The sequence below is a fragment of the Salinibacterium sp. NK8237 genome (assembly GCF_015864955.1).
Classification (GTDB): Bacteria; Actinomycetota; Actinomycetes; order Actinomycetales; family Microbacteriaceae; genus Rhodoglobus.
In genome coordinates this window covers 1-20,685 of record NZ_JADYWE010000002.1, presented here as the reverse complement: position 1 = coordinate 20,685, position 20,685 = coordinate 1, and the positions used below count along the sequence as shown (strand labels likewise).

Sequence of the window (20,685 nt, the reverse complement as noted above, 5' to 3'; positions counted from 1 at the left end):
TTCGCTAAGTGGGGGGGGGCACCAGACGGGGGAGAACTGGCGGCAACGCCACGGTATCAGCGCTCAAGAACCTCACATTGCCACTCGGCTGAACCGTGCATCGCCCTTCACGGCGATCGACACAACCCCTCGATGCTCAAAATTGACGGGGACTTTGGTAGGGTCGGTGAGCTCGAGGTCGTTGTTCCTCGGCACTCCCCTTTCACGCTTGAGGTTCCTCGGAGGAACGTCGCGGATTGAAGCTGAGCGCCGAGCTGGCTGACCTACGGCGGAGGCGTAAGGCCTCAGCAGCGCCTGAGAAACACCCGGCATTCGGCTAATACTCACGGACCTACGGAAATTCCTCACGGTTGGCGCGCCAAGAAACTCGGGACGATCCCTGCTGTCGAGGCCGTCCCGACCATTGAGAGGAACTAGATGGAATTGCAACAGTTGGGGGCGCCACTAGTAGTCGTGCTCCTCGTCGTCTTCTTCGGCGGCACCATGATCATGTCGATCATGATTGGCAAGAAGAAAGAAAACGCAGACGGCTACATGAACGCCGGCCACAAGATCGGGTTCGGAATCTCCGCGGCATCCATGACAGCCACCTGGATCTGGGCATCATCGATGTACGCCTCCGCGACCTCCGGCTACACCTACGGCATTTCCGGGCCTATTCACTACGGGCTCTGGGGCGCCCTCATGATCCTCTTCATTTACCCCTTCGGTAAACGTATTCGCGCAGTAGCCCCTCGAGCTCACACCCTCGCCGAAGTAATGCGGGCGCGGCATGGGCGTTCAAGCCAGCTCATGCTTGCCGGCTCGAACGTGCTCGGCAGCGTCATCAGCCTCACCTCGAACTTCATTGCCGGTGGCGCGCTCATCTCGATGCTGTCGCCATTCAGCTTCAATCAGGGCATCCTGTTCGTCGCTGCCGGAGTGCTGCTGTACACACTCTGGTCAGGATTTCGGGCATCCGTTCTCACTGACTTTGCGCAGGTCGTCGCGATGCTCGGCGCGGTCATCATTATCGTGCCCGCTGTGTTCTACGGCGCTGGCGGCACCGACATGCTTGTCGCTGGGGCATCAAACCTCACGCCGCAGCAGTCAAACTTCTTCTCGTCGGATGCCTTCCTCAACCAGGGTGCGCCGTACATTGCCGCCGTGCTCGCCTATGCGATCGGCAACCAGACAATCGCGCAGCGACTCTTCGCTGTGCGAGAAGACCTGATCAAGCCAACTTTCATCACCGCAACCATCGGTTATGGCGCGACCATCATCGGTATCGGCATGCTCGGCGTGATGGCCCTCTACCTCGGCATCGAACCAATCGATGGAGACACCAACAACCTCATCCCGCAGCTGGCGAGCACCTTCCTCGGACCGGTACTTCTCGGTGTGCTGTTCATCATGATCATCGGATCACTGGCCTCAACGGCTGACTCCGACCTTTCGGCTCTGTCGTCAATCATGATGGCTGACGTGTACGGCCAGAACATCGCCAAGAGGGGTAAGGCTAAGCCCAAGACGATGCTGCTCGTTGGCCGCATCTCGATGGTGCTGGCGACCGGAGCAGGGTTGTACTTTGCGAGCGGGGCGCTGAATATCCTCGACCTCTTGGTCTTTGTGGGTGCGCTCTGGGGCGCACTCGTTTTCCCTGTCATCGCCAGCTTCTACTGGAAAAAAGTCACCAACGCAGCATTCTCGGTGTCGGTTCTCGTTGCGCTCATCGTGTTCATCGTGGTGCGCTTCGAATGGATCGAACTCAGCGGTGCCTACGGCATCGTCATCGACGTGCTCTCCGTTATCGGCATCGGCGTAGTGCTCGGCATCATGGCGTTCGGATTCTTCGGCAAGAAGGTGGGGATGATCGTCGGAACGATCGCTGTGATCGCCTCCGCCCCCTTCGCCATCGGATTCCTGCACGACTATGCGGTGCTCAGTGGATCGCTCGTCGCCTACTCCGTGAGCACGATCATCTGCTACTTCATGTCGTTCCGCAGTTCACAGGACTTCGATTTCGACGTCATCAAGGATCGCACCGGCGACTTCGACCCCGAAGCAACACCGGAGCCCACCGCAACTATCGACACTGACTCGGCACCGGCCGCGCGCTAGGAGACCACAATGGAAATCATCATCACCATCTACATTCTCATCTGGCCCGTTATCGTCGCCGGAGTACTCTTCGTTCTCGTTCGCGGCTTCCTCAAGGACTGGCGCGAAGCTCGGGCGGAAGGCCGCAGCATCATTTAGATCAGATTCCGCTGCCTCCAATCGCAGCGACAGCGGGTCGTAACGGCAGTGAGAGTGCGCTTGTCCACAGGCGCGCGCTCTCTGCCGTTGCCCGCGAGCCAGCTCGCGTAGTCTGACCGCCATGACCAAGATCCTTGTTGTGGAGGACGACGCCGCCATGGGCGCCCTCGTTCAGCATGGCTTGGAGAATGACGGCCACGAGGTCACGCTCGTCACCAACGGTATCGATGCCCTGATCGCCACCGCCCACGACACCTACTCGGCCGCCGCGATCGACGTCATGTTGCCCGAAATGACCGGATTTGAAATCTGCCGTCACCTGCGCGAGCAAGGCAACTTGCTTCCCGTGCTCCTACTGACCGCCAGGGATGCTGTCGAAGACCGCGTGGTCGGCCTCGATTCGGGGGCGGATGATTACCTCACGAAACCGTTCGCTTTCGTCGAATTCTCGGCCCGCATCCGCGCTCTCGTTCGTCGAGATCTGGCGATCAGCAGAGCGACCCTCATCATCGGCAACCTCACGCTCGATGCCGCTACCGTGCGTGCGACCGTGAGCGGCACTCCCCTGCCCATGAGTTCAAAAGAGTTTGCGTTGCTCTGGATGCTCGCCTCGCACGAAGGCGAAGCGCTCACCCGTTCGGTGATCTTGGAAGAAGTGTGGGGCACTACCGCGCACATTGATGCCAACGTGGTGGATCAGTACGTGAGCTATCTGCGCCGCAAGCTGCAGCCCACTCAATCGGCGCTCGCCATCCGTACCGTGCGCGGTGTTGGCTACGCGCTGTCAGTAAAGGCGTGATGTTTTCGGCCCTCTCTATCCGTGCCCGCATCACGTTGGGCAGCGTTGCCGCGGTGGCGGTCCTGTTGACGATCGCCCTGCTGGTTGTCCGTGCCTCAGTCGATCAGATGCTGATTGAGGCCGATTACAGCCTTGCCTCGAGCGACCTAGTCCCGCTTATCGCCGCCATCACTGAAAACCCCGACGGCACGATTGAGAGTCCCGGCACCGGCGTTCTCGTGTACGTGTGTGATCCCTCCGGGGCGGTGCAGGTCAACTCGGTGCCGTTCACGGTGAGAGAAGTCATCGATAGCCACGAACAGGTCACCGGAACCTTCGATTTTCGTGACGATGAGAAACACGCCTTCGTCATCTCCGGTGCTGTTGTTCCGACCACCTCCGGGGACTGGGTGGTCTGGGCAGCACGCTCCACTGCCGCCAGTGAACTAGCCCTGCGACGCCTCAGCGAAATTCTCGTGATCGCCGCCATCGTTCTGCTAGTCGGCTTCGCTCTCGCCTCGTGGATCCTTGCGACTGTCGCCCTTCAGCCGGTGAACGCGATGCGTCGCAAGGCCGAAGAACTCAGCGCCGACTCCGAAGCTACCCTTCCGGTTGGCCCTGCTCGAGACGAGCTCTCGGCCCTCGCTGAAACCCTCAATACCTTCCTTGCCGGCAGCCGCGCCTCTACCGAACGCGAAAAACAGATGGTGTCGGATGCGGCCCATGAGTTGCGCACCCCTCTGGCGGCACTCAAAACACAGCTCGAGCTCGCACACTCTGACCTGGGGGATGCGGCTGCCCTCGCCGCCCACGTGTCATTGGCCAAGGCATCCGTCAATCGCCTGACCTCGTTGGCGTCGAATCTGTTGGAACTCAATCGACTAGATACAGACTCCGGCACGATGCAGACCGCAGCCAACGGCCTCCTCGATGAGTTCATGGGCAGCATCGACCGGGCGCGGCTCGTGGGCATGGCCAAGTCGGCGCGGGTGGAGTTCACGGTCGATGTGGCTGATGAGAGCGCACGCTATGCCGTGGGCGTTCACACTTTTGGTCGACTCGTCGACAATCTGTTGTCGAATGCGGTGGCCGCGATCGCCGCGAAGGGTGAGGTCGTTGCCACGCTGCATCAGGATGCGACCCTACTGCGGTTGGAGGTGCACGACACCGGCCCCGGCATGTCTGAGGAGTTCATCCCGATCGCCTTCAATCGCTTCTCTCGTCCCGACAATTCCCGCACTGCGACAACGGGAGGGAGCGGTCTCGGACTCGCTCTGGTGCACGCGATCGCTGTGGCTGCCAGCGGCACGGCGACGTTGGAGAATACGGACACGGGATTACGCGTGATCGTCACTCTGCCAAACATGTGAGTTCACTCATGTTAGAGCGGCCCATTTCTTAGCGTTCCCTTAGTTTGCAGGAACAGAGTGGGAGGATGCCCGCTACCCAGGCCAATACCCAGGCCACTTCCCGTCGCGCTGCCTCAAAACCGCGCAATTCCGCCGCCAAATACCGACGCAAGTATGCCCGCCGCAACCGTCGTTCCGACATCCTTGTTATCGCATTCTGGGCCTCCGGGCCTGCCGCTGCCGCCCTCTACCTAGCCTCGCAAACCGCAAGCCAATTCACTGTCGGCGAAACCATCACGAGCATGGGTATCGTTGCGGGCCTGATTGGCACTGACTTCATTCTCGTGATGTTGGTGCTCGCCTCCCGCATCCCCTTCATCGACGCGACCATCGGCCACGACCGCGCTATCGCCACGCACCGTTCACTCGGCAAACCTGCGCTCTATCTGCTGCTCGGCCATGCCGTCCTCTTGATCATCGGTTATGGCATGTGCACAGGAGTTAACCCGATTGCCGAGATCGGCCCGATGCTTGCCCTCCCCGATATGCCGCTCGCCTTCATTGCCCTCGGGCTCATGATTGCTGTCGTGGTGTCGTCGCTCGTCGCCGTGCGGCGCCGTTTCAGCTATGAGGGCTGGCATCTCATTCACTTGCTCAGTTACGCGTCTGTGGTGTTTGCGCTTCCACACCAGCTCAGCGTTGGAGGGGTGCTCGCTGAAGGAACGTTTCAGCGTATCTACTGGATCGCCCTCTACGTTGCGGCAATCGGGGGCATCGTGATGTTTCGTTTTGTCGAGCCGATCGTGTCGAGCGTTCGTCACCGCCTTCGCATTTCGGCGGTCAACGTGATCGCTCCCGGGGTAACCGCAATTCAGTTCAGCGGTCATGCACTGCGCGAACTTGACGCATCCGGTGGCCAGTTCTTCATTTGGCGTTTCTGGACGAGACGCACGTGGTGGCACTCGCACCCTTTTTCACTCTCCGCGATGCCGACGAACAGGTCAGCGCGCATTACCGTTCGAGCCCTCGGCGAAGGCAGCACTCAACTAGGAACTTTGCCGGTCGGCACCCGCGTGAGCTTCGAAGGTCCCTACGGGCTGTTCTCGAATGTCGCACGCACCAGCCCGAAAGTGGCGATCATTGCCGCCGGGATCGGTGTGACACCGGTGCGTGCCCTTCTCGAGCAAGCCAGCTTTGACCCCGGCGATGCGACTGTACTCTTGCGCGCCAGCACCCCAGACGAGGCCTACCACTGGGATGAGGTTCGGGCGATCGCCGCCGCAAAAGGTGCCGCTTTTTACACCATGATCGGAAATCGGTCTCGCACCACCTCGAGCTGGATCTCTGCCGCCGATGTCGATCGTGGCGTTACCCTCGCCACCATCTTCCCTGACCTGGCCGACTCCGATGTGTACCTCTGCGGGCCGACCCCGTGGCTCGATCTCGTTGAAGCAGAAGTGCGAGCCGCCGGACTGCGCTCTCATCAGATTCACTCGGAAAGGTTCGACTGGTGAGAACCCGAACAATGCTGGCGGGCATCCTGGCGGCAGGAAGCGTGCTGATCGTCAGTCACCAAGCAGGCATGAGAGTTGTCACGAGCGACGGCACGTCGTTGACGGCTCCAATCGATCCAACACCAGCTATCACTCCGAGCGTGGTGATCACGCCAGAAGAGGCCGTGTTAGATCTCGTTGACGGGACATATACCGGATCACGCATCAACACTCGTTTCGGCGACGTTCAAGTCGCCGTGACAGTCTCAGCCGGCATCATCACCGAGGTTGCGGCTCTCACCCTGGCCGACAAATACAGTCGCTCTGACCAGACCAGCAACAAAACGGCACCGATTCTGCGTGCAGAAGTTATCGAGTCGCAGTCTGCTCAGGTCTCCCACGTGAGCGGTGCGACCTACACGAGTCAGGCCTACCTTGAGTCGGTGCAATCGGCACTCGACCAAGCTGCTTCCTGAGGCGGCTCGCGACGATCGTACTCAGCGGCCGAAATTCCCCCACCCGATAGCCGGATATTTCATAGCATCCCCATAGCATCAACCAGCACAGTAGGCAGATGACCACCCACGCCGCGACCCGACGCGTCGTCGCCCGATCCCCCATCGCCGACGGCGACTACCGGCGTGCGTTCGCGCGTCGCGGCCGTCGTTCCGATGCGCTCGTGATCGCGCTGTGGGCTTCCGGAGCCGCTGCCGCTGCGCTCTTCTTGGCATCCGGAGGGCTCAGCCAGTTCTCTTCGATCACCGAGATCCTCACCAGCATCGGAATCGTCGCGGGGCTGATCGGCACCGACTTCATTCTGGTGATGCTGGTGCTCGCCGCCCGTATCCCCCTCATCGATGCGACGATCGGCCACGATCGCGCCATCGCCCTCCACCGTTCGCTGGGCAAGCCAGCGCTCTACCTGCTGCTCGCGCACGCGGCACTGCTGCTCACCGGCTACGGGCTTTCGTCGGGCATCAATCCGATTGCCGAAATCGGTTCGATGCTGACCTTGCCCGATATGCCCCTCGCATTCATCGCCCTAGGGTTGCTCATCGCTGTCGTCGTGACCTCACTGATCGCGGTGCGCAAGCACTTCAGCTACGAGGCCTGGCACCTCATCCACCTCCTCAGCTACGCCTCTGTGCTCTTTGCGCTTCCGCACCAACTCAGTGTCGGTGGCGTGCTCGCCGAAGGCAGCTTTCAACGGGCTTACTGGATCTCGCTCTACGTTGTCGCACTCGGCAGCATCGTGACTTTTCGATTCGCCCAGCCGATTGTCTCGAGCCTGCGCCACCGCCTCCGCGTGTCATCCGTTACGCAGATCGCCCCGGGCGTGACAACCATCGAGTTTTCTGGACGCAGGCTTCGAGCCCTGGGCGCCTCCGGCGGACAGTTCTTTATCTGGCGCTTCTGGACGGGGCGAACATGGTGGCACTCCCACCCGATTTCACTTTCCTCAATGCCCAACAACCTTTCCGCGCGCATCACCGTTCGCGCCCTCGGCGAGGGCAGCGCTCAACTCGCCACCCTGCCAGTGGGCACGCGAGTAAGCATCGAGGGGCCCTATGGGTTGTTCTCCACCGTGGCACGCACGTCACCGAAACTGACCATTATTGCCGCGGGAATCGGTGTGACCCCCGTGCGCGCTTTGCTGGAAAGTGCTGCGCTTGCCCCCGGAGAAGCGACCGTTCTGCTGCGAGCTAGTACGCCAGAAGAGACCTATCACTGGGACGAGATCCGAGCGATTGCCGCCGCGCAGGGCGCAATCTGCTACTCGATGATCGGCCACCGACCGCAACACACGCCCAGTTGGATGGCTGCAGCGGATGCCGAGCGCGGCGTCACCCTCGCGACCACCTTCCCCGACCTGACCGACTCCGACGTGTACCTGTGCGGGCCCACGCCGTGGCTCGACCTCGTCGAAGCGGATGTTCGCGCCACCGGAATCCACCCCCATCAGATTCACGCAGAAAGGTTTGACTGGTGAGAACCCGAGCAGTTTTAGGCAGCATTCTGGCGTCACTGAGTGTTCTTGTTCTTGGCTACCAGGCAGGCGCCACCGTTATTGCCGGTGATGCGACCTCACTCGTTCTGTCTACGGACACCGGCGCCGAAACCGACGCGTCCGAGTCGGACGCCGCTGACGACACCGTCCCCAACGTGACAGATGACGATGCTGCGGCCGACGAGACGGCAACCGACGAGGTGCCGTCCGAAGACGCAGAACCGACCGGTCCGGCCGATGGCACCTACTCCGGCGCGACGGTTACGACCCGCTACGGCGACGTGCAGGTCGCTGTGACCATTAGTGCGGGAACCATCGCCGACGTTGCGACCTTGCAGCTAACCGCGACGGGCCGGTCGGCTCAGATCAGCAACGAGGCGATCCCCATTCTGCGCGCCGCAGTGATCGAATCGCAGACTGCCGACGTGGCGAATGTAAGCGGCGCGACGTACACGGCTGACGCGTACTTGGCGTCGCTGCAGTCTGCTCTAGATGCGGCGGGTGCCTGATGCGCCACACGTTTCAGACGATGGGCACGGTCGCGTCCATCGAGCTACCGCAGGACTGGGCGTCAGAAGTTGCAGCGCTCGAACGCATCTTTTCCCTGATCGACGAGCGTTTCAGCCTGTACCGCCCCGAGTCAGAACTCAGCAAGCTCGCGACCGGTCAACTGGTCTTGCCCAGCGCCAGCGCTGAGCTTCTCGCCAGTTACGCTCGAGCGCTCACCTGGCGCAACGAGACGGCGGGGCTGTTTAGTCCACACCGTCCCGACGGCACAATTGACCTCAACGGGATCGTCAAGGCCGAAGCGATTGAGCAGGCTGGCGAATACCTCACGTCGGTCGGATGCCCGCAATGGAGCATCAACGTGGGTGGCGACATCCTCGTCTCTCCCACCGGCGCAGCCACCGCGGTCACCTCTTCGGCCGGGCAACTCGCGCCCGCGCTTCTGCGTGCCGGGATCGCCGACCCTGCCGCCCCAACGCAGCTCTTGTGTTCGCTGGAGTTGCGGCATCCGCGGCGCGCGATCGCGACCTCGGGCAGCGCTCAACGCGGCGATCACATTTGGCGCGGCGGTAGTTCTGAGCCTGCCGAGTTCGTGCAGGTCAGTGTCGTCGCGAATGACATTGTGACCGCCGATGTTCTGGCGACAACGATCGTGGCGGGTGGCCAGGCTGCTCTCGACGATGTTACTGATCGTTGGGATGTCGACGTCATCACGGTAGATCGTGCGGGAGACTTGCGGGCGACACCAGGGCTCGTGAGTGCCTTAGCTTCAGCCTCTTAGAACGGCCACACCCGCGTGACGGTCCAATAGAGTCCGATGAGCCCGATCGCAATGCTCGCGCTGACCCGAATGATTTCGAAGCGTTTGGGCACCAGTCGAGTCAGCACTGCCGCAACGGCGAGCACGAGCAGCACGACGATGGTCTGTGCAATGTCGATTCCGAGGTTGAAGCAGATGAGCGCAATGACGTGGTCAGAGGTGACGAGCCCGAGTTCGGAGAGGCTGGATGCAAAGCCGAGACCGTGCACCAAACCGACGACGCCTGCGATCCACCAGCGGTATTCGCCGGCTTTTCGTCGGAGTGCGAGAACCGCGGCGGCAACGATGGAGAGGGCGATGAGCGGTTCAACGATGCCCGCAGGAATCGACACAATGCTGAAGTAGGCAAGGCAGAGGCTGATCGCGTGCCCGACGGTGAACGCGGTCACGAGTTTGATGGCGGGCCACCACACGGCGCGACCCTTCTTGACGCCGACTACGCCCAGCGCGAGCACGATAAGAAAGAGGAGGTGGTCAGGGCCGAACTGAATGTGCTCGAAGCCCTGCAGCAGAAAGGAGCTGGCGGTCGCCCAGGCGCCGAGGGTGAAGGTCACTGCGCCGTCGTCGCTGAGGTGTCCGAGAACGGCGCCGTCGGCATCGGAGAGCAGGATGGCGTTGCTGGGTGACGGGAACGTCCACGTCACGGCCAGTTCATCCAGCTCGCCCTCGAACTCTGCCGTGGCGAAAGCTACGCCCACATATTCGGATGCTTCGAGCTCGGCATCAGCGGTTGCTCCTTGGAACGAGAGCCCCGCTCCGATAATCTCGAGCGCTTCGCCGTTGATCGTCAGAGTGATGTTGTCGCGAACGGTACCGACGAGCGTTCCTGCAACGGTCGCTTCTTGCTCACTCAGTTCGGTGGCATCGATCAGGCCGTCGCCGCTGGTGTCTTCGAGTCCCAGTTCGGCGAATTCGACGAGTCCGGTCCCGACAACTCGCCCCTGATCGACGGTAAGAATGAGGGCTTCACTCGTACCGTCGTGAGCGTATGCCGCAGTCGGCATGACGAAGGCTAGCGTTGCAACGATAAGCCCGGCCAGCACGGTGAGCCTCGCCAGAGGCGAGAACCCACCGCGCCGTGCGGATCGTGCTGTGGTGCTGTGGTGCACTACCTAGTTTCCTTGGTCAGGAGCTTCGCCGTCGGGCGGGCCACCGTCACCGGGTGCGCCGCCTCCGCCACCAGCGGTGCCGTTCGGCAACGCGACGTTGTCGCCGTCGGGACTAGAGAGTGTTACCTCTGCCGTTGCCCCCACTCGGCACAGCGGCAGGTTGGATGCGTCGGTGCTGAGGTGGTAGTGGTACACCTCACCGAACTCTTCGGTGTCAGAAACGTGGCCGCCGCACTCATCGAGGTCGGTAGGTACTGCGCCATCCTCTTCTGAGCCGTAGATCACGTAGCCGTCGTAGGCGAGCGCGACGGGAGCTTCGTTATCTTGCTCGATCGCACAGGTTACGTTCGCACCCGCGGCATCCAAGATCGACTGAATCGACTCGGCACCAAAATGCCAGTGGTAGTAACCCGAGGGGTCGATGTGTCCACCACAGGCATCAAGCGCCGGGAGTCCGCCAGTGTCGAGCACCGAGGGAGCGTCGCCGAAGATAGTTACACCGTCAAAGGCGAGACCGATCTGCGAGATCACCGAGAGGTCCGTTACTTCGTCAAGAAGCTCGGGCGTCGTGGGGATCAGCACTTGCAGGTGATAGCTATCATCCGGCGTGGCCTGCAGGCAGGAATTCTCTGTCGTCGATGACGACGGAGTTCCGCCAGCAGGGTCCACGATCGTGATGTCGCCATCCGCGTCAGCGAACTCGAAGCCTTGCGACTCCATGAGGGCCCAGAAGTCTTCATCGAGCGCGTAGAGACCAGGTTCGTCCCCATCCCAGACCCAAATTCCACCCTCATCTGTGGTGGTTTCGGGGCAGAACGGACCCTCAGTATCGACCGCTGATGAGAGACTCGCGACCTCGAATTGGTAGCACGTTGACTCGCTGCCGTTGGAGAGCGTGCAGTCAACGGTGATCGCGTCTGACGTCAACGCTTCGTCGGCGAACAGGCCGGCCATCTCTGTGGCTGCCGTTGACGACGTTGAGTCAGTGCTGCTCTCGGTCGTGTCGTCGACTGCCGCGCACGCGCTCAGCAGTAGCGCGAGACAGGCCAACGGCACCACCACTCGGGGGATGGATGTTTTCATAGCGATTCTCCAGAGGGCTTCTTTAGAAACAATTCAGTTGCTGGCGCGGCTCGGGTTATCCGTTGGCGCCGTCAGGAGCATCCTCGGGCGGAGCACCACCGTCTGGAGCGCCCCCGGCGGGCGGACCGCCAGCGCCTTCTTCGTCACCGGCAACGGTCTGGCCCATGAAGCACTCGATTACCATATTGTCTGCCGCAGAATTGGCGTGGTAGTGGTAACCGAGTTCGTCGGTGGTGTGTCCGTTGCACTCGTCGAGTTCGACATCGGCGAGTTCGTCGTCGGTGTAGGCGCTGTGCACGGCAAAGCCGTCCATCGCGTAACCGAAGATGGCGGTTTCACCGTCTGCGGCGTCACCAACCTCGGAGCAGCCAGTCGCACCGTGCATGTGGTAGCCCTCGAAGGGGTTGAAGTGTGCACCACAGTCATCGAAAGCTGCGATCGTGTACGCACCAAGAATGGCGTCGACCGGAGCGGATGCCGCAATGATGACGCCGTCGAGAGTGACACCCAGGTTGCCCTGAGTTGTGTACGACTCGTCAGCGAGTACTGGCGTGGTCGGAATCAAGACTGTTGTTTGAATAGCCTCACCGTTTTCGAGGAAGTCGAAGCTGCCCTCGATGCAGTAATTCTGGTAGGCCGGGTCGACGTCGGGGCGAGCGGCAGCCTCGAAGGCTTCGATCGTGTCGGTGACGTAGACGTTGCCGTCTTCGTCATACATGTGCCAGCCGTCATCCCCGTAGGTTTCGGCGAGGTTGGCGATGAACTCACCGTCGAGGTCGTATACCTCGTCGCCGTCGAACCAAATGCCCGCGTCATCCGCTGATGTCGATGTCGTGTCGGGGCAGAAGGGCCCAATGTCGTGGTCGGTGGGGTCGCCCGAGATTGTGATCTCGTAGCAGGTGGTTTCGGTGCCACCGGTGAGGGTGCAGTCCACGGTGGTGGCTTCGTCGACGATCGCACCATCGACGAATAGGTCAAGATCGAGGCCCGCCGTAACGGCAGTGGTCGCGTCGTCAGTCGAGGTGGTGGTGTCAGCTGAAGCGCACGCAGCCAGCGCGAGGGCTGACAAGACGAGCACGCCCGCGAACAGCGGGGGACGTTTGAGGCGGATGTCGCGCCGTACAGTTGTGTTCATGATCACAGACTCGGTTGTCTACCTGTGGTGACACTGTGGAAATGGCCACAGCACGGCCACAGTTTTTCTTGCTAGATTCGGGCGGTGGAGCTCACCCCGAATTTGCCCTCTCATCGCATTCTCGTAGCCGAGGACAGCGCGGCAATCAGCGATGTCATTGTCACGGCTATGGAGTTTCAGAACTACTCGGTAGCTCATGTTGCCGACGGGCATGATGCTCTCACAGCAGCTCTCGCTAAGCCAGCCGACCTCATCGTCCTCGATGTCATGCTGCCCGGCATTGACGGCCTCGAAGTCTGTCGGCGTTTACGAGCCACGGGCTCGACAACACCCATTTTGTTCCTCACCGCGCTTGCAGAACCAGAGGATCGCATCCGAGGCTTCGCTACGGGCGGCGACGATTACCTCACGAAGCCGTTCACCGTGGATGAGCTGGTGTTTCGGGTTGCCGCCATTTTGCGTCGCACCAAACCGAGCACGGCTACAACCATGCTGCAGGTTGGCTCGCTTACCCTTGATCTCGCCGGCCACCAAGCCCGTCGCGCCGGCAACCCCGTCGACCTCTCGGCCACCGAGTTTCGCCTCCTCCACTACCTAATGTGCAATCGCGGCGTCGTTCTGTCGAAGGCGCAGATTCTTGTCGAGGTCTGGAACGAAGACTTCACGGGCAGTGAGAACGTGGTCGAGCTCTACATCGGCTACCTGCGACGCAAGCTCGATGACGGCCATTCGCCTCTCATCCACACGCGACGCGGCGTCGGATATGTTCTCCGCGAGGAATCATGATGAGGCGACTTCCACTGCGGTGGATGTTGCTGCTTCCGATTCTTGCAACGATCATCGTGGGCTTTCTCGCGTTCGCGTTCGCTGTCGATATCAGCGAGCGCTCCCACCGCTTAGCGGAGCTGGATGCGGAACTCACCCGCGCCGAACTGATCGTGGCACGCCCTCCAGCAACAACGCCCGATGGTGTGGATGCCCCGGCAGCGCCCGATGGCACAGAGGCCCCGCCGATACCTCCGGTCGATGAAGCACCCGCCACCAATAACGACGCCGACCCAGCGGATGCTCTGGAGTCGACCGACGCCGCTCTCCCGGTGCAGTTCGCTGTCAGCGCCGACGGTGTGATGCACGACAGTGATGGTGGCGAGAACCCGTTTTCGGATGCTGCTACCAGTTCTTTTGCGGGCACCCAGGCGCGAACAATCATCAACGTCGAGAGCTACCGTGTGCTGCTCGCCCCCGATTCTGACGGTCTCGTGCATGTGACTGCTCTGTCACTCGATTCGTACAACGCAGCGATTGCCAGCCTGCGCAGCACTCTCGTGCTCGGCGGGATCATCATTGCTCTGCTCGAAGCGGCAGTCGCATGGTTCTTAGCCCGTCAACTCACCCGTCCGCTGGCTACCGTGACCGAAGGCGTCACTCGCATCGCGAATGGGGCACTCGACACTCCCATCACCGCCGCCGGCGGCTCGCGCGAGATCTCCGAGCTCTCCGCCGACCTCGATCGCATGGTGAATCGGTTGCGTGAAGCTCTGGCCGAGCGCGAACAGTCGACCACCGATGCCACCCGGGCCCGCAACGATATGCGGCGTCTGTTGGCGGATGTCGCCCACGAATTCCGCACCCCGCTCACGGCGCTCAAGGGCTACAGCGACCTGTACGCCCAGCAGATGTTGACGGCGCCGGGCGCGCTCGACCGGGCAATGTCCCGCGTGGGGGATGAGAGCATCCGGCTGAACACGCTCGTGAGTTCGATGATTCAGCTCGCCCGAGATGGCAAACCTGTTGAGGCTGTGCGCGTCGAGGTTGACCTCGCCGAGGTAGCCCTCAATGTTGTCGACGATGTGCGCGTCGCTTTTCCCGAACGTGAGATTGCCGCGGAGCTGGCCGCAGCCACTGCGTTGGGGGTTGCGGGTTCAGCTCGCCTCGTGGGCAACCCAGCCCAGTTGCATCAGGCGTTGCTGAACCTTGTCGCGAATGCGTGCCGGCATACACCCGCGAACACTCCTATCGAAGTCGTCGCGAGCGCTACCGACACCGAGGCCATCATCAGTGTCGTGGATCATGGACCCGGTGTTGCCGAAGAGGAGCGAGACAAAATCTTCCAGCCCTTCTATCGCTCCGATCCTTCGCGGGTGCGACACAGTCATGACGGTGCCGGTCTCGGTCTGGCCGTCACGCTGGAAATCGCAGTCCAGCATGGCGGCGCTGTCTCGCTGAAGGAGACTCCCGGCGGCGGTGCCACGTTCGAGCTGTGGTTACCACTGGTTTCGGGAGTCTCCGCCTCAACGCCAACTAGCTAGGCAGCGTCCACTGCTGGTTTGCCGTTGCTGCGCACTGCCAAATTTGTAGTCGAGTGCTGTTGGCAGAGTTGTTGCCCGTAACGTCGAGACACTTGTCGGAATTGGGGTTGCGGAGTTCTCGCGTGCTGGAGTTGTACGACCACTGTTGCGCGCCCGTTCCGTTGCAGTCCCACAGTTGCACGACGGTTCCGTTTGCGGTGCCGCTCGCCGAGACGTCTAAACATTTGCCGGAGTTGGGGTTGCTAATAGTTCCATCAGTGCCGACGATCCACGTTTGAGCGACCCCGGTTGCGCAGGTGTAGAGCTGCACGGCGGTTCCGTTGGCTGTGCCTGATGCGGCAACATCCACACACTTTCCGGCGAGTCCAACGATCGCTCCTCGCGATTCGGCCGGAAGCGGCGTTCCGCCGGTGCCGGGGTCGGGATCTGTGCCGGTGCCGGTGCCGGTGCCGAGCGAGAACTCTCCCTGAGTGAGCACGCGCAGGTTCGAATAGGTGGCCCTAATTTCGGCATCGGTATTGGAGCCGAGCAGCTGTTCGGACCAGAGCATGAAGTAGGTCCAGTCAGGTTGGCTGTTGAGCATGGACTCGGTTGGCATCTTGCCTAGTTCGCCCAGCGCGATGGGCTTCGAGCCGGCGATGGATTTGATTTGCTGGTAGTCGCTGGTGCTCGGCAAACCTTTGTACCAGGCATCCAGGGTGACAACATCCACGTAGTCATCGCCCGGGTAGTAGTTGGCCCAGCCACCGGCAGGATTATCTTGAACGTTCCAGACCCACAGCAGATTATCGAGACCCTTGGTGTCCTCTAGATAGTCGCGGGTGATTTGGTAGAGGCGTGCGGTGCCGTCGCTGCCCGGCCGTGCACCCCACCAGTTCCAGCTTTCGTTCATTTCGTGGAGGGGGCGGAACAAGATGGGAACGCCAGCATCTTTGAGCTGCTGGAGATAGGGAACGGCTTCATCAAGACGCTGCTTCCACGCAGCGTTGAGCGCCGTGCCCTCAGTGATGATCTGTGAGAACTGGTAGTCGCTGATATTTGACTTAACTCCGCCCTCAAACTGGCACGAGCTGGGTCCAGTTGGCGGGCAGACATGCCACGACAGCGTGACAAGAGAGCCATTCGCCCACTCAGTTTTTGCCTGATTGACGATGACTTGACGGTTAGCGATATCTTCACTGCGGAATTGAAGATCGCCACCCCACAACCCCGGATACACGCCAGTGATGTCGTGAACCTGCTTCGTATAGGCGGATGCCCCTGTCGCCGGTTCCTTATTGTGTTGGCCAGAAACTATCGACTGGCCTTCCACCTCCGACAGCAGATCGAGCACAGCCTGCTTATTGCTTGCCGGAAATGCTTCGGCGGGTGCACTCCCCGAGAGTGCACCCGCCAGAAGTGCTGTTGCGGCCACTAGTGTGGCCGCGGTTTTTAGTAGGGACGTGCGCATAGGGGGTCTCCGCATCGAAGTGTTCAGGGGGGTGTCTTCGACGGTAGACGGTGTTGTCCACCACGGCGGTAAGTTTCCACANGGGGGGGGGGGGGGGGGGGGGGGGGGGGGGGGGGGGGGGGGGCAGTCCCCCGCTATCGGCTCACGACCCTCCCCTCTAAACGATGGAAAACGATTGCCCGATAACGTGCGCCGGCTGCCGGAAGCCTCGAAGCTCCCTAGTTCTCTTCGGCCGCCCAGTTCGTGCGAACGTGTCCTATGTGATCCCGCATGATCTGTTCCATCGCAGCGCGATCGTGTTCAAGCGCCGCGTCGATCATGGCGTAGTGCTCGTTTGTGTTCTCGACAAGGTGGCCGGCATCCGCAACCCCTTTGAGCCCGTGGAGGCGGGTGCGATCGCGCAGCTCCCGCACTGTTGCCACGAGGATGTCGTTGCCGTGCAGGGCAAGAAAGCGTGTGTGAAAAGTGGCGTCGGCGCTCAGATAGCTCGTGAGGTCTTTTCGGCGGGCGGCATCCACCATCTCGTCGACGATGGGTCGCAGCGCGTTCACCTGCGTATCCCGTTCTGCACCGGACGCCGCGGCAACTTCTCCCATGATCGGCACTTCGAGCAGCAACCGCACTTCGGTGATCTGGTCGAGGTCTCGCGGGGTGACCTGAGTGATGCGAAAGCCGGTGTTCGGCACAACATCGACCATGCCGTCGCGGGCAAGGTCGAGCATCGCCTCGCGCACCGGGGTTGCCGAAACGTCGAGCTGCTTGGCGAGTGCCGGAGCTGAGTAGACCTGACCTGGCGCCAGCTCCCCCGCGATCAATGCCGCCCGCAGCGTGTCAGCCACATACTGGCGGATGCTCGCCCTCGGCGGTCGCGGCGCTGACGTCTGCTCAGTCATCAGTATCCGTAACAGCATCGCCGCCGCGATTGTCGTCGCCAGCAGCGACACCACCATGATCGGTTACAGCGTCCGCGCTATCGCTACCGCGCTCATCGGCCCGCGTCATCGTACGACTGATCGCTGACGCAACGGCAAGGTCTTCCCAACTCATCCCCGAGCTCTTGAACACCACCGGACGGTCGGCCTCCAGTTCGATCCGGCCGCAAATCACGTCAGAGATCGCAAGTAGACGTTTGGCCGAAAGCACCCCCTCCTCAATCGCGAGGATCACGTCGCCACTTTCCCGCAACGCAGTCGGCACGTCTTCGACAATCACTTGCGCTCGCGCCATGAGGGCCGAGTCGAGTTCCCGAGCATCCGGTTCATGCGAGCCAACGGCGATCACGACGGCGTCATCTCGAACGGCCGCGGAGTCAAAGAGCGGAGTGCGGGCTGTCGTCGCGCAAATTATGAGCCCCGCCTCGGCAACGGCGGCTTCGGCATCGGCGCTCCCCGCCGCCACGACCGCGGCTTCAGCGACGCCAATGGGCCGCGGAGTGCGCACGACGAAGGTGACGGATGAGATGTGTCGCCGCGAACCCACCACGGCTTTCAGCGTTGCAAGATGATCGATTCCCTGCGGGCCCGCCCCAAAAACCACAACGTTGAGTGGTTCCGTGCTTCGAAGCAGCGCGCCTTCGGTGGCCGCCAACGAGACTGCTGGCGTGCGGATGTTCGAGAGCGCTGCGCCTTCCATCAACAGTTGCGGCGTCAAAGTTTCGCTATCGAACAATACGTAGAGCCCCTGGATGCGGGGAAGCCCTCGCCCCGGATTCTCCGGACTGATCGTGATGATCTTGATGCCGGCGTAGGGGCCAACCTCCGAGGGCATCAGCAGGAAGTCTCCCTGCGTGAGCTTCTCTGTCGACCGCACGTGATCGGCTTGGGTGTCGAAGCCGGCGAGCAGCGCATCCTGAATCGCGGCGACTGCTTCGGCCGGGCTAATCGCGGCATACAGAGCCGCGGTGTCGAGGTAGCGTGGCGCGGCGCTCATCGCAGCACGAACCCGGGGGTGAGCGTATCGCGAGCATCGACGGTAAACACATGCTCGCCCGTCTTGAACGCCATCCCTGTCACTTGCGGCATCACCGCATCGTGGCCATCCGCCTCAACGCGCTCGAGCACTCGCGCCGTAAATTGCGATCCCACGATCGAGTCGTGCACTAGCGTTGCGCCATTCACGAGGGTGCCATTTGCCGTGAGGGTTGCAAGGCGCGCGCAGGTGCCCGAACCGCACGGCGACCTGTCGAGCTCGCCGTCCGCGAAGATCGTGGCGTTGCGCTGATGAACTGCGCCACCCGGATGCGGTGGCAACGTTTCATAGACAATGGTCCCGTAGATGCCGCTCAGGCGCTCGTCCGACGGATGCACGGCACACTCCGACTCGTTGAGAGCCCACTTGATCTCCCGCCCGATTGCGATCACGGCTGCCGCATCCTCGGGCGTAACAGTGAGCCCGACGGATGCTGCATCCAGTTGAGCGTAGATGGCGCCGCCAAAAGTCACATCGACAACGACCTCGCCCAGCGACGTCGAGACGGGAACGCCTTCGGCGAGCAGGTAGCTCGCGACGTTAATGAAGTCGACGGCGACAACGATTTCGCCGTCGGTGTGCACGCGCGCGGTGACACGGCCGGAGGGAACATCGATGACTACGTCGGTAATCTCACTCGGGTCTATGGCGACGAGTCCGCTCTCGATTGCCCAGACGCCGAGCGCAATCGTGCCGTGCCCGCACGCGGTAGAGAACCCGTCTTTGTGCCAGAACAACACCCCGAAGTGCGCGCCGGCATCGTTCGGCTCGACGATGAAACCGCCATACATGTCAGCATGCCCGCGGGGCTCAAAGCAGAGAATCTGCCGGATGCGCTCAATCCCCGGTGACTGCATCGCGTACACGCGCTTCGCGGGAACCCCAACGCCCTCGATGCTCACCGGCAGCGATGACACGATCCGGAACGGCTCACCGCCCGTGTGGTAGTCCACTGTCGAGTACTGCTCCACCACGATCGGCCAGCCTTCCGGTGCACGTAAGTACAATTGCAATCGCACTTATACTGGCACGCTCAACGGGGTTTGTCCACGCGTCTCCCGCGCGACGGTGCATGCCCCACTAGGCCGCCACACGGCCACACAGCAACACAGCAAGCTCCACGCTGCGTCGCACCGCGACGAAGAGCCGACCTTCACAGCTGAACGGCCGACTCTCCAGAGTCCGCGGCACCGAGTTCACGACGACTCTCGGACCCCAGCACAATTAGCTACAGCGATTGAACACTCGTCGCAGAAGCCACGGTTTCAATATTGAGCTCGCCTTTCAGCCCAGCCACACGATGCACGGCGGCCGCTTTCCACTCGTCGGTGCGGACCATATCCACGAGATCGGATCGCTGCCCGTAGCGCGCGATCATAATCTCGTCCCATAAATCCTCAACCTCGCCCGTGTTCAGGAATGTGACGTCTCCGTCAAAGGTCACTGCTCCACCGACGCCCCGGATCAGCTCTTCGGCGACCTTTGCGTAGAGGTGATAAGCCTCGCGACTCGTAAGGTCGGTCTCGCGTCCATCCTGATACTCGGCCTGATCCTTGAACTTGAGCATGTTGACCATAAAGATCGGGCCTTCTGGACCGGGTTGCCCGATTTATTCAAGCCTCGCCTTGCTGGTGGGCAGAATTTCGTTCTGAACGTCCATTGTTGACCCTTCGGGTGTTGTCGGCCGAGCATCGGCCAACGGCAACACGCTACGCCCCACCGTTGTGCGAACTGGGGCATTCACTGCGATCCGCAACTAGTAGCAGCCAGCTGCCAGCCACACCAGGAATCCCCACGGATCTACCGAGTACGACTGGCGCTAGGCGCTAGGTTAGCGAGGTTCGACGCCACCCATCGAGCTGGCACCTTTGTGCTGATCCGCGCGACCGAAGGTCGTCTCGAGCACATGCTGCATCTTGCGAGTCGCACCGTTGATTGCAGTTTCAACGGTTGACGCATTGTCGGTGACGAGCTCGGGAGTACGGTTTTCGGGACGCGCTTCAAGCTGGCACCGGATGTCGTCACCTGTGCTGCGGCCGGCGCTCTCGTCGCTCAGGTGAACTTCGAGTCGCGTGAGGTGGGAGCTGAAGTGAGCAAGCTTGGACTCAAGCTCTGACGTGATCGACGCAATCTTGTCTTCGCTGAGAGTGATGTTGTTATCGGTGTTCACGATGACCTGCATGGTCGCCTCCTGGCGGTTGCGGATGCTGGTGCGTGCCCTGAGATGAGAGGTTCGCAGGAGGGCCGCGAGTGCATCCGCTTCTCACGCTACTCCGCGAAGCTGTATCCCGCAGCAGTACCTCCCGCGGGCCATCGGTGGTTAAAGCAAAATAGCCACACCCCGAAGGGTGTGGCTATTTTACAATTGAAGTCCGGCGGTGTCCTACTCTCCCACAAGGTCCCCCTTGCAGTACCATCGGCGCAGAGAGTCTTAGCTT

The 20,685-nt window shown here is 61.5% G+C and carries 20 protein-coding genes; 11 read left to right on the top strand and 9 right to left on the bottom strand.

From position 1 onward, the window contains the following. The first annotated feature begins 417 nt into the window (after positions 1-417). From I6E56_RS10405 to I6E56_RS10370, 9 genes are all read left to right on the top strand, one after another. A complete protein-coding gene (locus I6E56_RS10405) occupies positions 418-2,100 on the top strand; it encodes a sodium:solute symporter family protein (protein ID WP_197138333.1) in 1,683 nt (560 codons plus the stop codon). A 9-nt stretch (positions 2,101-2,109) separates the two neighbouring features. Continuing rightward, positions 2,110-2,238 carry a putative transporter small subunit gene (locus I6E56_RS15060; protein ID WP_231606594.1) on the top strand — a complete coding sequence of 43 codons (129 nt, stop codon included), beginning with the start codon at positions 2,110-2,112 and terminating at the stop codon, positions 2,236-2,238. A 121-nt stretch (positions 2,239-2,359) separates the two neighbouring features. Next, a complete protein-coding gene (locus I6E56_RS10400; protein ID WP_197138331.1) occupies positions 2,360-3,037 on the top strand; it encodes a response regulator transcription factor in 678 nt (225 codons plus the stop codon). Next, positions 3,037-4,386 carry a cell wall metabolism sensor histidine kinase WalK gene (locus I6E56_RS10395; RefSeq protein ID WP_197138329.1) on the top strand — a complete coding sequence of 450 codons (1,350 nt, stop codon included), beginning with the start codon at positions 3,037-3,039 and terminating at the stop codon, positions 4,384-4,386. The genes I6E56_RS10400 and I6E56_RS10395 overlap by 1 nt, the downstream gene beginning before the upstream one ends. A 65-nt stretch (positions 4,387-4,451) precedes the next feature. Continuing rightward, the gene (locus I6E56_RS10390) at positions 4,452-5,879 is read left to right on the top strand and encodes a ferredoxin reductase family protein (protein ID WP_197138327.1); all 1,428 of its coding nucleotides are present in this window, start codon (positions 4,452-4,454) and stop codon (positions 5,877-5,879) included. Next, complete coding sequence (locus I6E56_RS10385; protein ID WP_307842829.1) at positions 5,876-6,334, top strand: FMN-binding protein; 459 nt, start codon at positions 5,876-5,878, stop codon at positions 6,332-6,334. The genes I6E56_RS10390 and I6E56_RS10385 overlap by 4 nt, the downstream gene beginning before the upstream one ends. A gap of 98 nt (positions 6,335-6,432) precedes the next feature. Then, the gene (locus I6E56_RS10380) at positions 6,433-7,848 is read left to right on the top strand and encodes a ferric reductase-like transmembrane domain-containing protein (RefSeq protein ID WP_197138318.1); all 1,416 of its coding nucleotides are present in this window, start codon (positions 6,433-6,435) and stop codon (positions 7,846-7,848) included. Beyond that, positions 7,845-8,375, top strand: coding sequence for an FMN-binding protein (locus I6E56_RS10375; RefSeq protein WP_307842828.1), 531 nt, complete (start codon positions 7,845-7,847; stop codon positions 8,373-8,375). The genes I6E56_RS10380 and I6E56_RS10375 overlap by 4 nt, the downstream gene beginning before the upstream one ends. Beyond that, positions 8,375-9,154: an FAD:protein FMN transferase gene (locus I6E56_RS10370; RefSeq protein WP_231606593.1), complete on the top strand. Its 780-nt coding sequence runs from the start codon at positions 8,375-8,377 to the stop codon at positions 9,152-9,154. The genes I6E56_RS10375 and I6E56_RS10370 overlap by 1 nt, the downstream gene beginning before the upstream one ends. Here I6E56_RS10370 and I6E56_RS10365 read toward each other — a convergent pair. From I6E56_RS10365 to I6E56_RS10355, 3 genes are read right to left on the bottom strand one after another with little or no spacing between them, the layout of a single operon-like run. Then, on the bottom strand, positions 9,151-10,302 hold the full coding sequence (locus I6E56_RS10365; RefSeq protein ID WP_197138316.1) for a HupE/UreJ family protein: 1,152 nt from the start codon (positions 10,300-10,302) through the stop codon (positions 9,151-9,153). The two genes, I6E56_RS10370 and I6E56_RS10365, sit on opposite strands and share 4 nt — an antisense overlap. A 3-nt stretch (positions 10,303-10,305) precedes the next feature. Continuing rightward, a complete protein-coding gene (locus I6E56_RS10360; protein ID WP_197138314.1) occupies positions 10,306-11,385 on the bottom strand; it encodes a YHYH protein in 1,080 nt (359 codons plus the stop codon). A 55-nt stretch (positions 11,386-11,440) separates the two neighbouring features. Further along, positions 11,441-12,520: a YHYH protein gene (locus tag I6E56_RS10355; RefSeq protein WP_197138312.1), complete on the bottom strand. Its 1,080-nt coding sequence runs from the start codon at positions 12,518-12,520 to the stop codon at positions 11,441-11,443. A gap of 84 nt (positions 12,521-12,604) precedes the next feature. Here I6E56_RS10355 and I6E56_RS10350 point away from each other — a divergent pair, with 84 nt between their 5' ends. Continuing rightward, positions 12,605-13,306, top strand: coding sequence for a response regulator transcription factor (locus tag I6E56_RS10350; protein ID WP_307842827.1), 702 nt, complete (start codon positions 12,605-12,607; stop codon positions 13,304-13,306). Next, positions 13,306-14,829, top strand: coding sequence for a cell wall metabolism sensor histidine kinase WalK (locus I6E56_RS10345; protein ID WP_197138310.1), 1,524 nt, complete (start codon positions 13,306-13,308; stop codon positions 14,827-14,829). The genes I6E56_RS10350 and I6E56_RS10345 overlap by 1 nt, the downstream gene beginning before the upstream one ends. Here the strand turns inward: I6E56_RS10345 and I6E56_RS15055 are convergent. From I6E56_RS15055 to I6E56_RS10315, 6 genes are all read right to left on the bottom strand, one after another. Next, positions 14,822-16,279 carry a glycosyl hydrolase gene (locus I6E56_RS15055; RefSeq protein ID WP_231606592.1) on the bottom strand — a complete coding sequence of 486 codons (1,458 nt, stop codon included), beginning with the start codon at positions 16,277-16,279 and terminating at the stop codon, positions 14,822-14,824. The two genes, I6E56_RS10345 and I6E56_RS15055, sit on opposite strands and share 8 nt — an antisense overlap. Positions 16,280-16,497: 218 nt before the next feature. Continuing rightward, positions 16,498-17,172 (bottom strand): GntR family transcriptional regulator, encoded by a 675-nt coding sequence (locus I6E56_RS10335; protein WP_197138308.1) that lies wholly within the window; start codon positions 17,170-17,172, stop codon positions 16,498-16,500. Then, on the bottom strand, positions 17,165-18,208 hold the full coding sequence (locus tag I6E56_RS10330; RefSeq protein WP_197138306.1) for an ornithine cyclodeaminase family protein: 1,044 nt from the start codon (positions 18,206-18,208) through the stop codon (positions 17,165-17,167). The genes I6E56_RS10335 and I6E56_RS10330 overlap by 8 nt, the downstream gene beginning before the upstream one ends. Then, positions 18,205-19,266, bottom strand: coding sequence for a proline racemase family protein (locus I6E56_RS10325; protein WP_307842826.1), 1,062 nt, complete (start codon positions 19,264-19,266; stop codon positions 18,205-18,207). Before I6E56_RS10325 ends, I6E56_RS10330 begins: the two co-directional genes overlap by 4 nt. A gap of 209 nt (positions 19,267-19,475) precedes the next feature. Further along, complete coding sequence (locus I6E56_RS10320; protein ID WP_197138304.1) at positions 19,476-19,823, bottom strand: hypothetical protein; 348 nt, start codon at positions 19,821-19,823, stop codon at positions 19,476-19,478. A gap of 255 nt (positions 19,824-20,078) precedes the next feature. Beyond that, the gene (locus I6E56_RS10315) at positions 20,079-20,429 is read right to left on the bottom strand and encodes an HPF/RaiA family ribosome-associated protein (RefSeq protein ID WP_197138303.1); all 351 of its coding nucleotides are present in this window, start codon (positions 20,427-20,429) and stop codon (positions 20,079-20,081) included. Positions 20,430-20,685 lie beyond the last annotated feature (256 nt).

Coding starts and splice junctions, on each gene's coding strand:
- I6E56_RS10330 (WP_197138306.1), bottom strand. CDS start 18,208: ATGAGCGCCGCGCCACGCTACCTCGACACCGCGGCTCTGTATGCCGCG.
- I6E56_RS10395 (WP_197138329.1), top strand. CDS start 3,037: ATGTTTTCGGCCCTCTCTATCCGTGCCCGCATCACGTTGGGCAGCGTT.
- I6E56_RS15055 (WP_231606592.1), bottom strand. CDS start 16,279: ATGCGCACGTCCCTACTAAAAACCGCGGCCACACTAGTGGCCGCAACA.
- I6E56_RS10370 (WP_231606593.1), top strand. CDS start 8,375: ATGCGCCACACGTTTCAGACGATGGGCACGGTCGCGTCCATCGAGCTA.
- I6E56_RS10345 (WP_197138310.1), top strand. CDS start 13,306: ATGAGGCGACTTCCACTGCGGTGGATGTTGCTGCTTCCGATTCTTGCA.
- I6E56_RS10405 (WP_197138333.1), top strand. CDS start 418: ATGGAATTGCAACAGTTGGGGGCGCCACTAGTAGTCGTGCTCCTCGTC.
- I6E56_RS10390 (WP_197138327.1), top strand. CDS start 4,452: ATGCCCGCTACCCAGGCCAATACCCAGGCCACTTCCCGTCGCGCTGCC.
- I6E56_RS10400 (WP_197138331.1), top strand. CDS start 2,360: ATGACCAAGATCCTTGTTGTGGAGGACGACGCCGCCATGGGCGCCCTC.
- I6E56_RS10315 (WP_197138303.1), bottom strand. CDS start 20,429: ATGCAGGTCATCGTGAACACCGATAACAACATCACTCTCAGCGAAGAC.
- I6E56_RS10360 (WP_197138314.1), bottom strand. CDS start 11,385: ATGAAAACATCCATCCCCCGAGTGGTGGTGCCGTTGGCCTGTCTCGCG.
- I6E56_RS10380 (WP_197138318.1), top strand. CDS start 6,433: ATGACCACCCACGCCGCGACCCGACGCGTCGTCGCCCGATCCCCCATC.
- I6E56_RS10320 (WP_197138304.1), bottom strand. CDS start 19,823: ATGGTCAACATGCTCAAGTTCAAGGATCAGGCCGAGTATCAGGATGGA.
- I6E56_RS10335 (WP_197138308.1), bottom strand. CDS start 17,172: ATGACTGAGCAGACGTCAGCGCCGCGACCGCCGAGGGCGAGCATCCGC.
- I6E56_RS15060 (WP_231606594.1), top strand. CDS start 2,110: ATGGAAATCATCATCACCATCTACATTCTCATCTGGCCCGTTATCGTC.
- I6E56_RS10355 (WP_197138312.1), bottom strand. CDS start 12,520: ATGAACACAACTGTACGGCGCGACATCCGCCTCAAACGTCCCCCGCTG.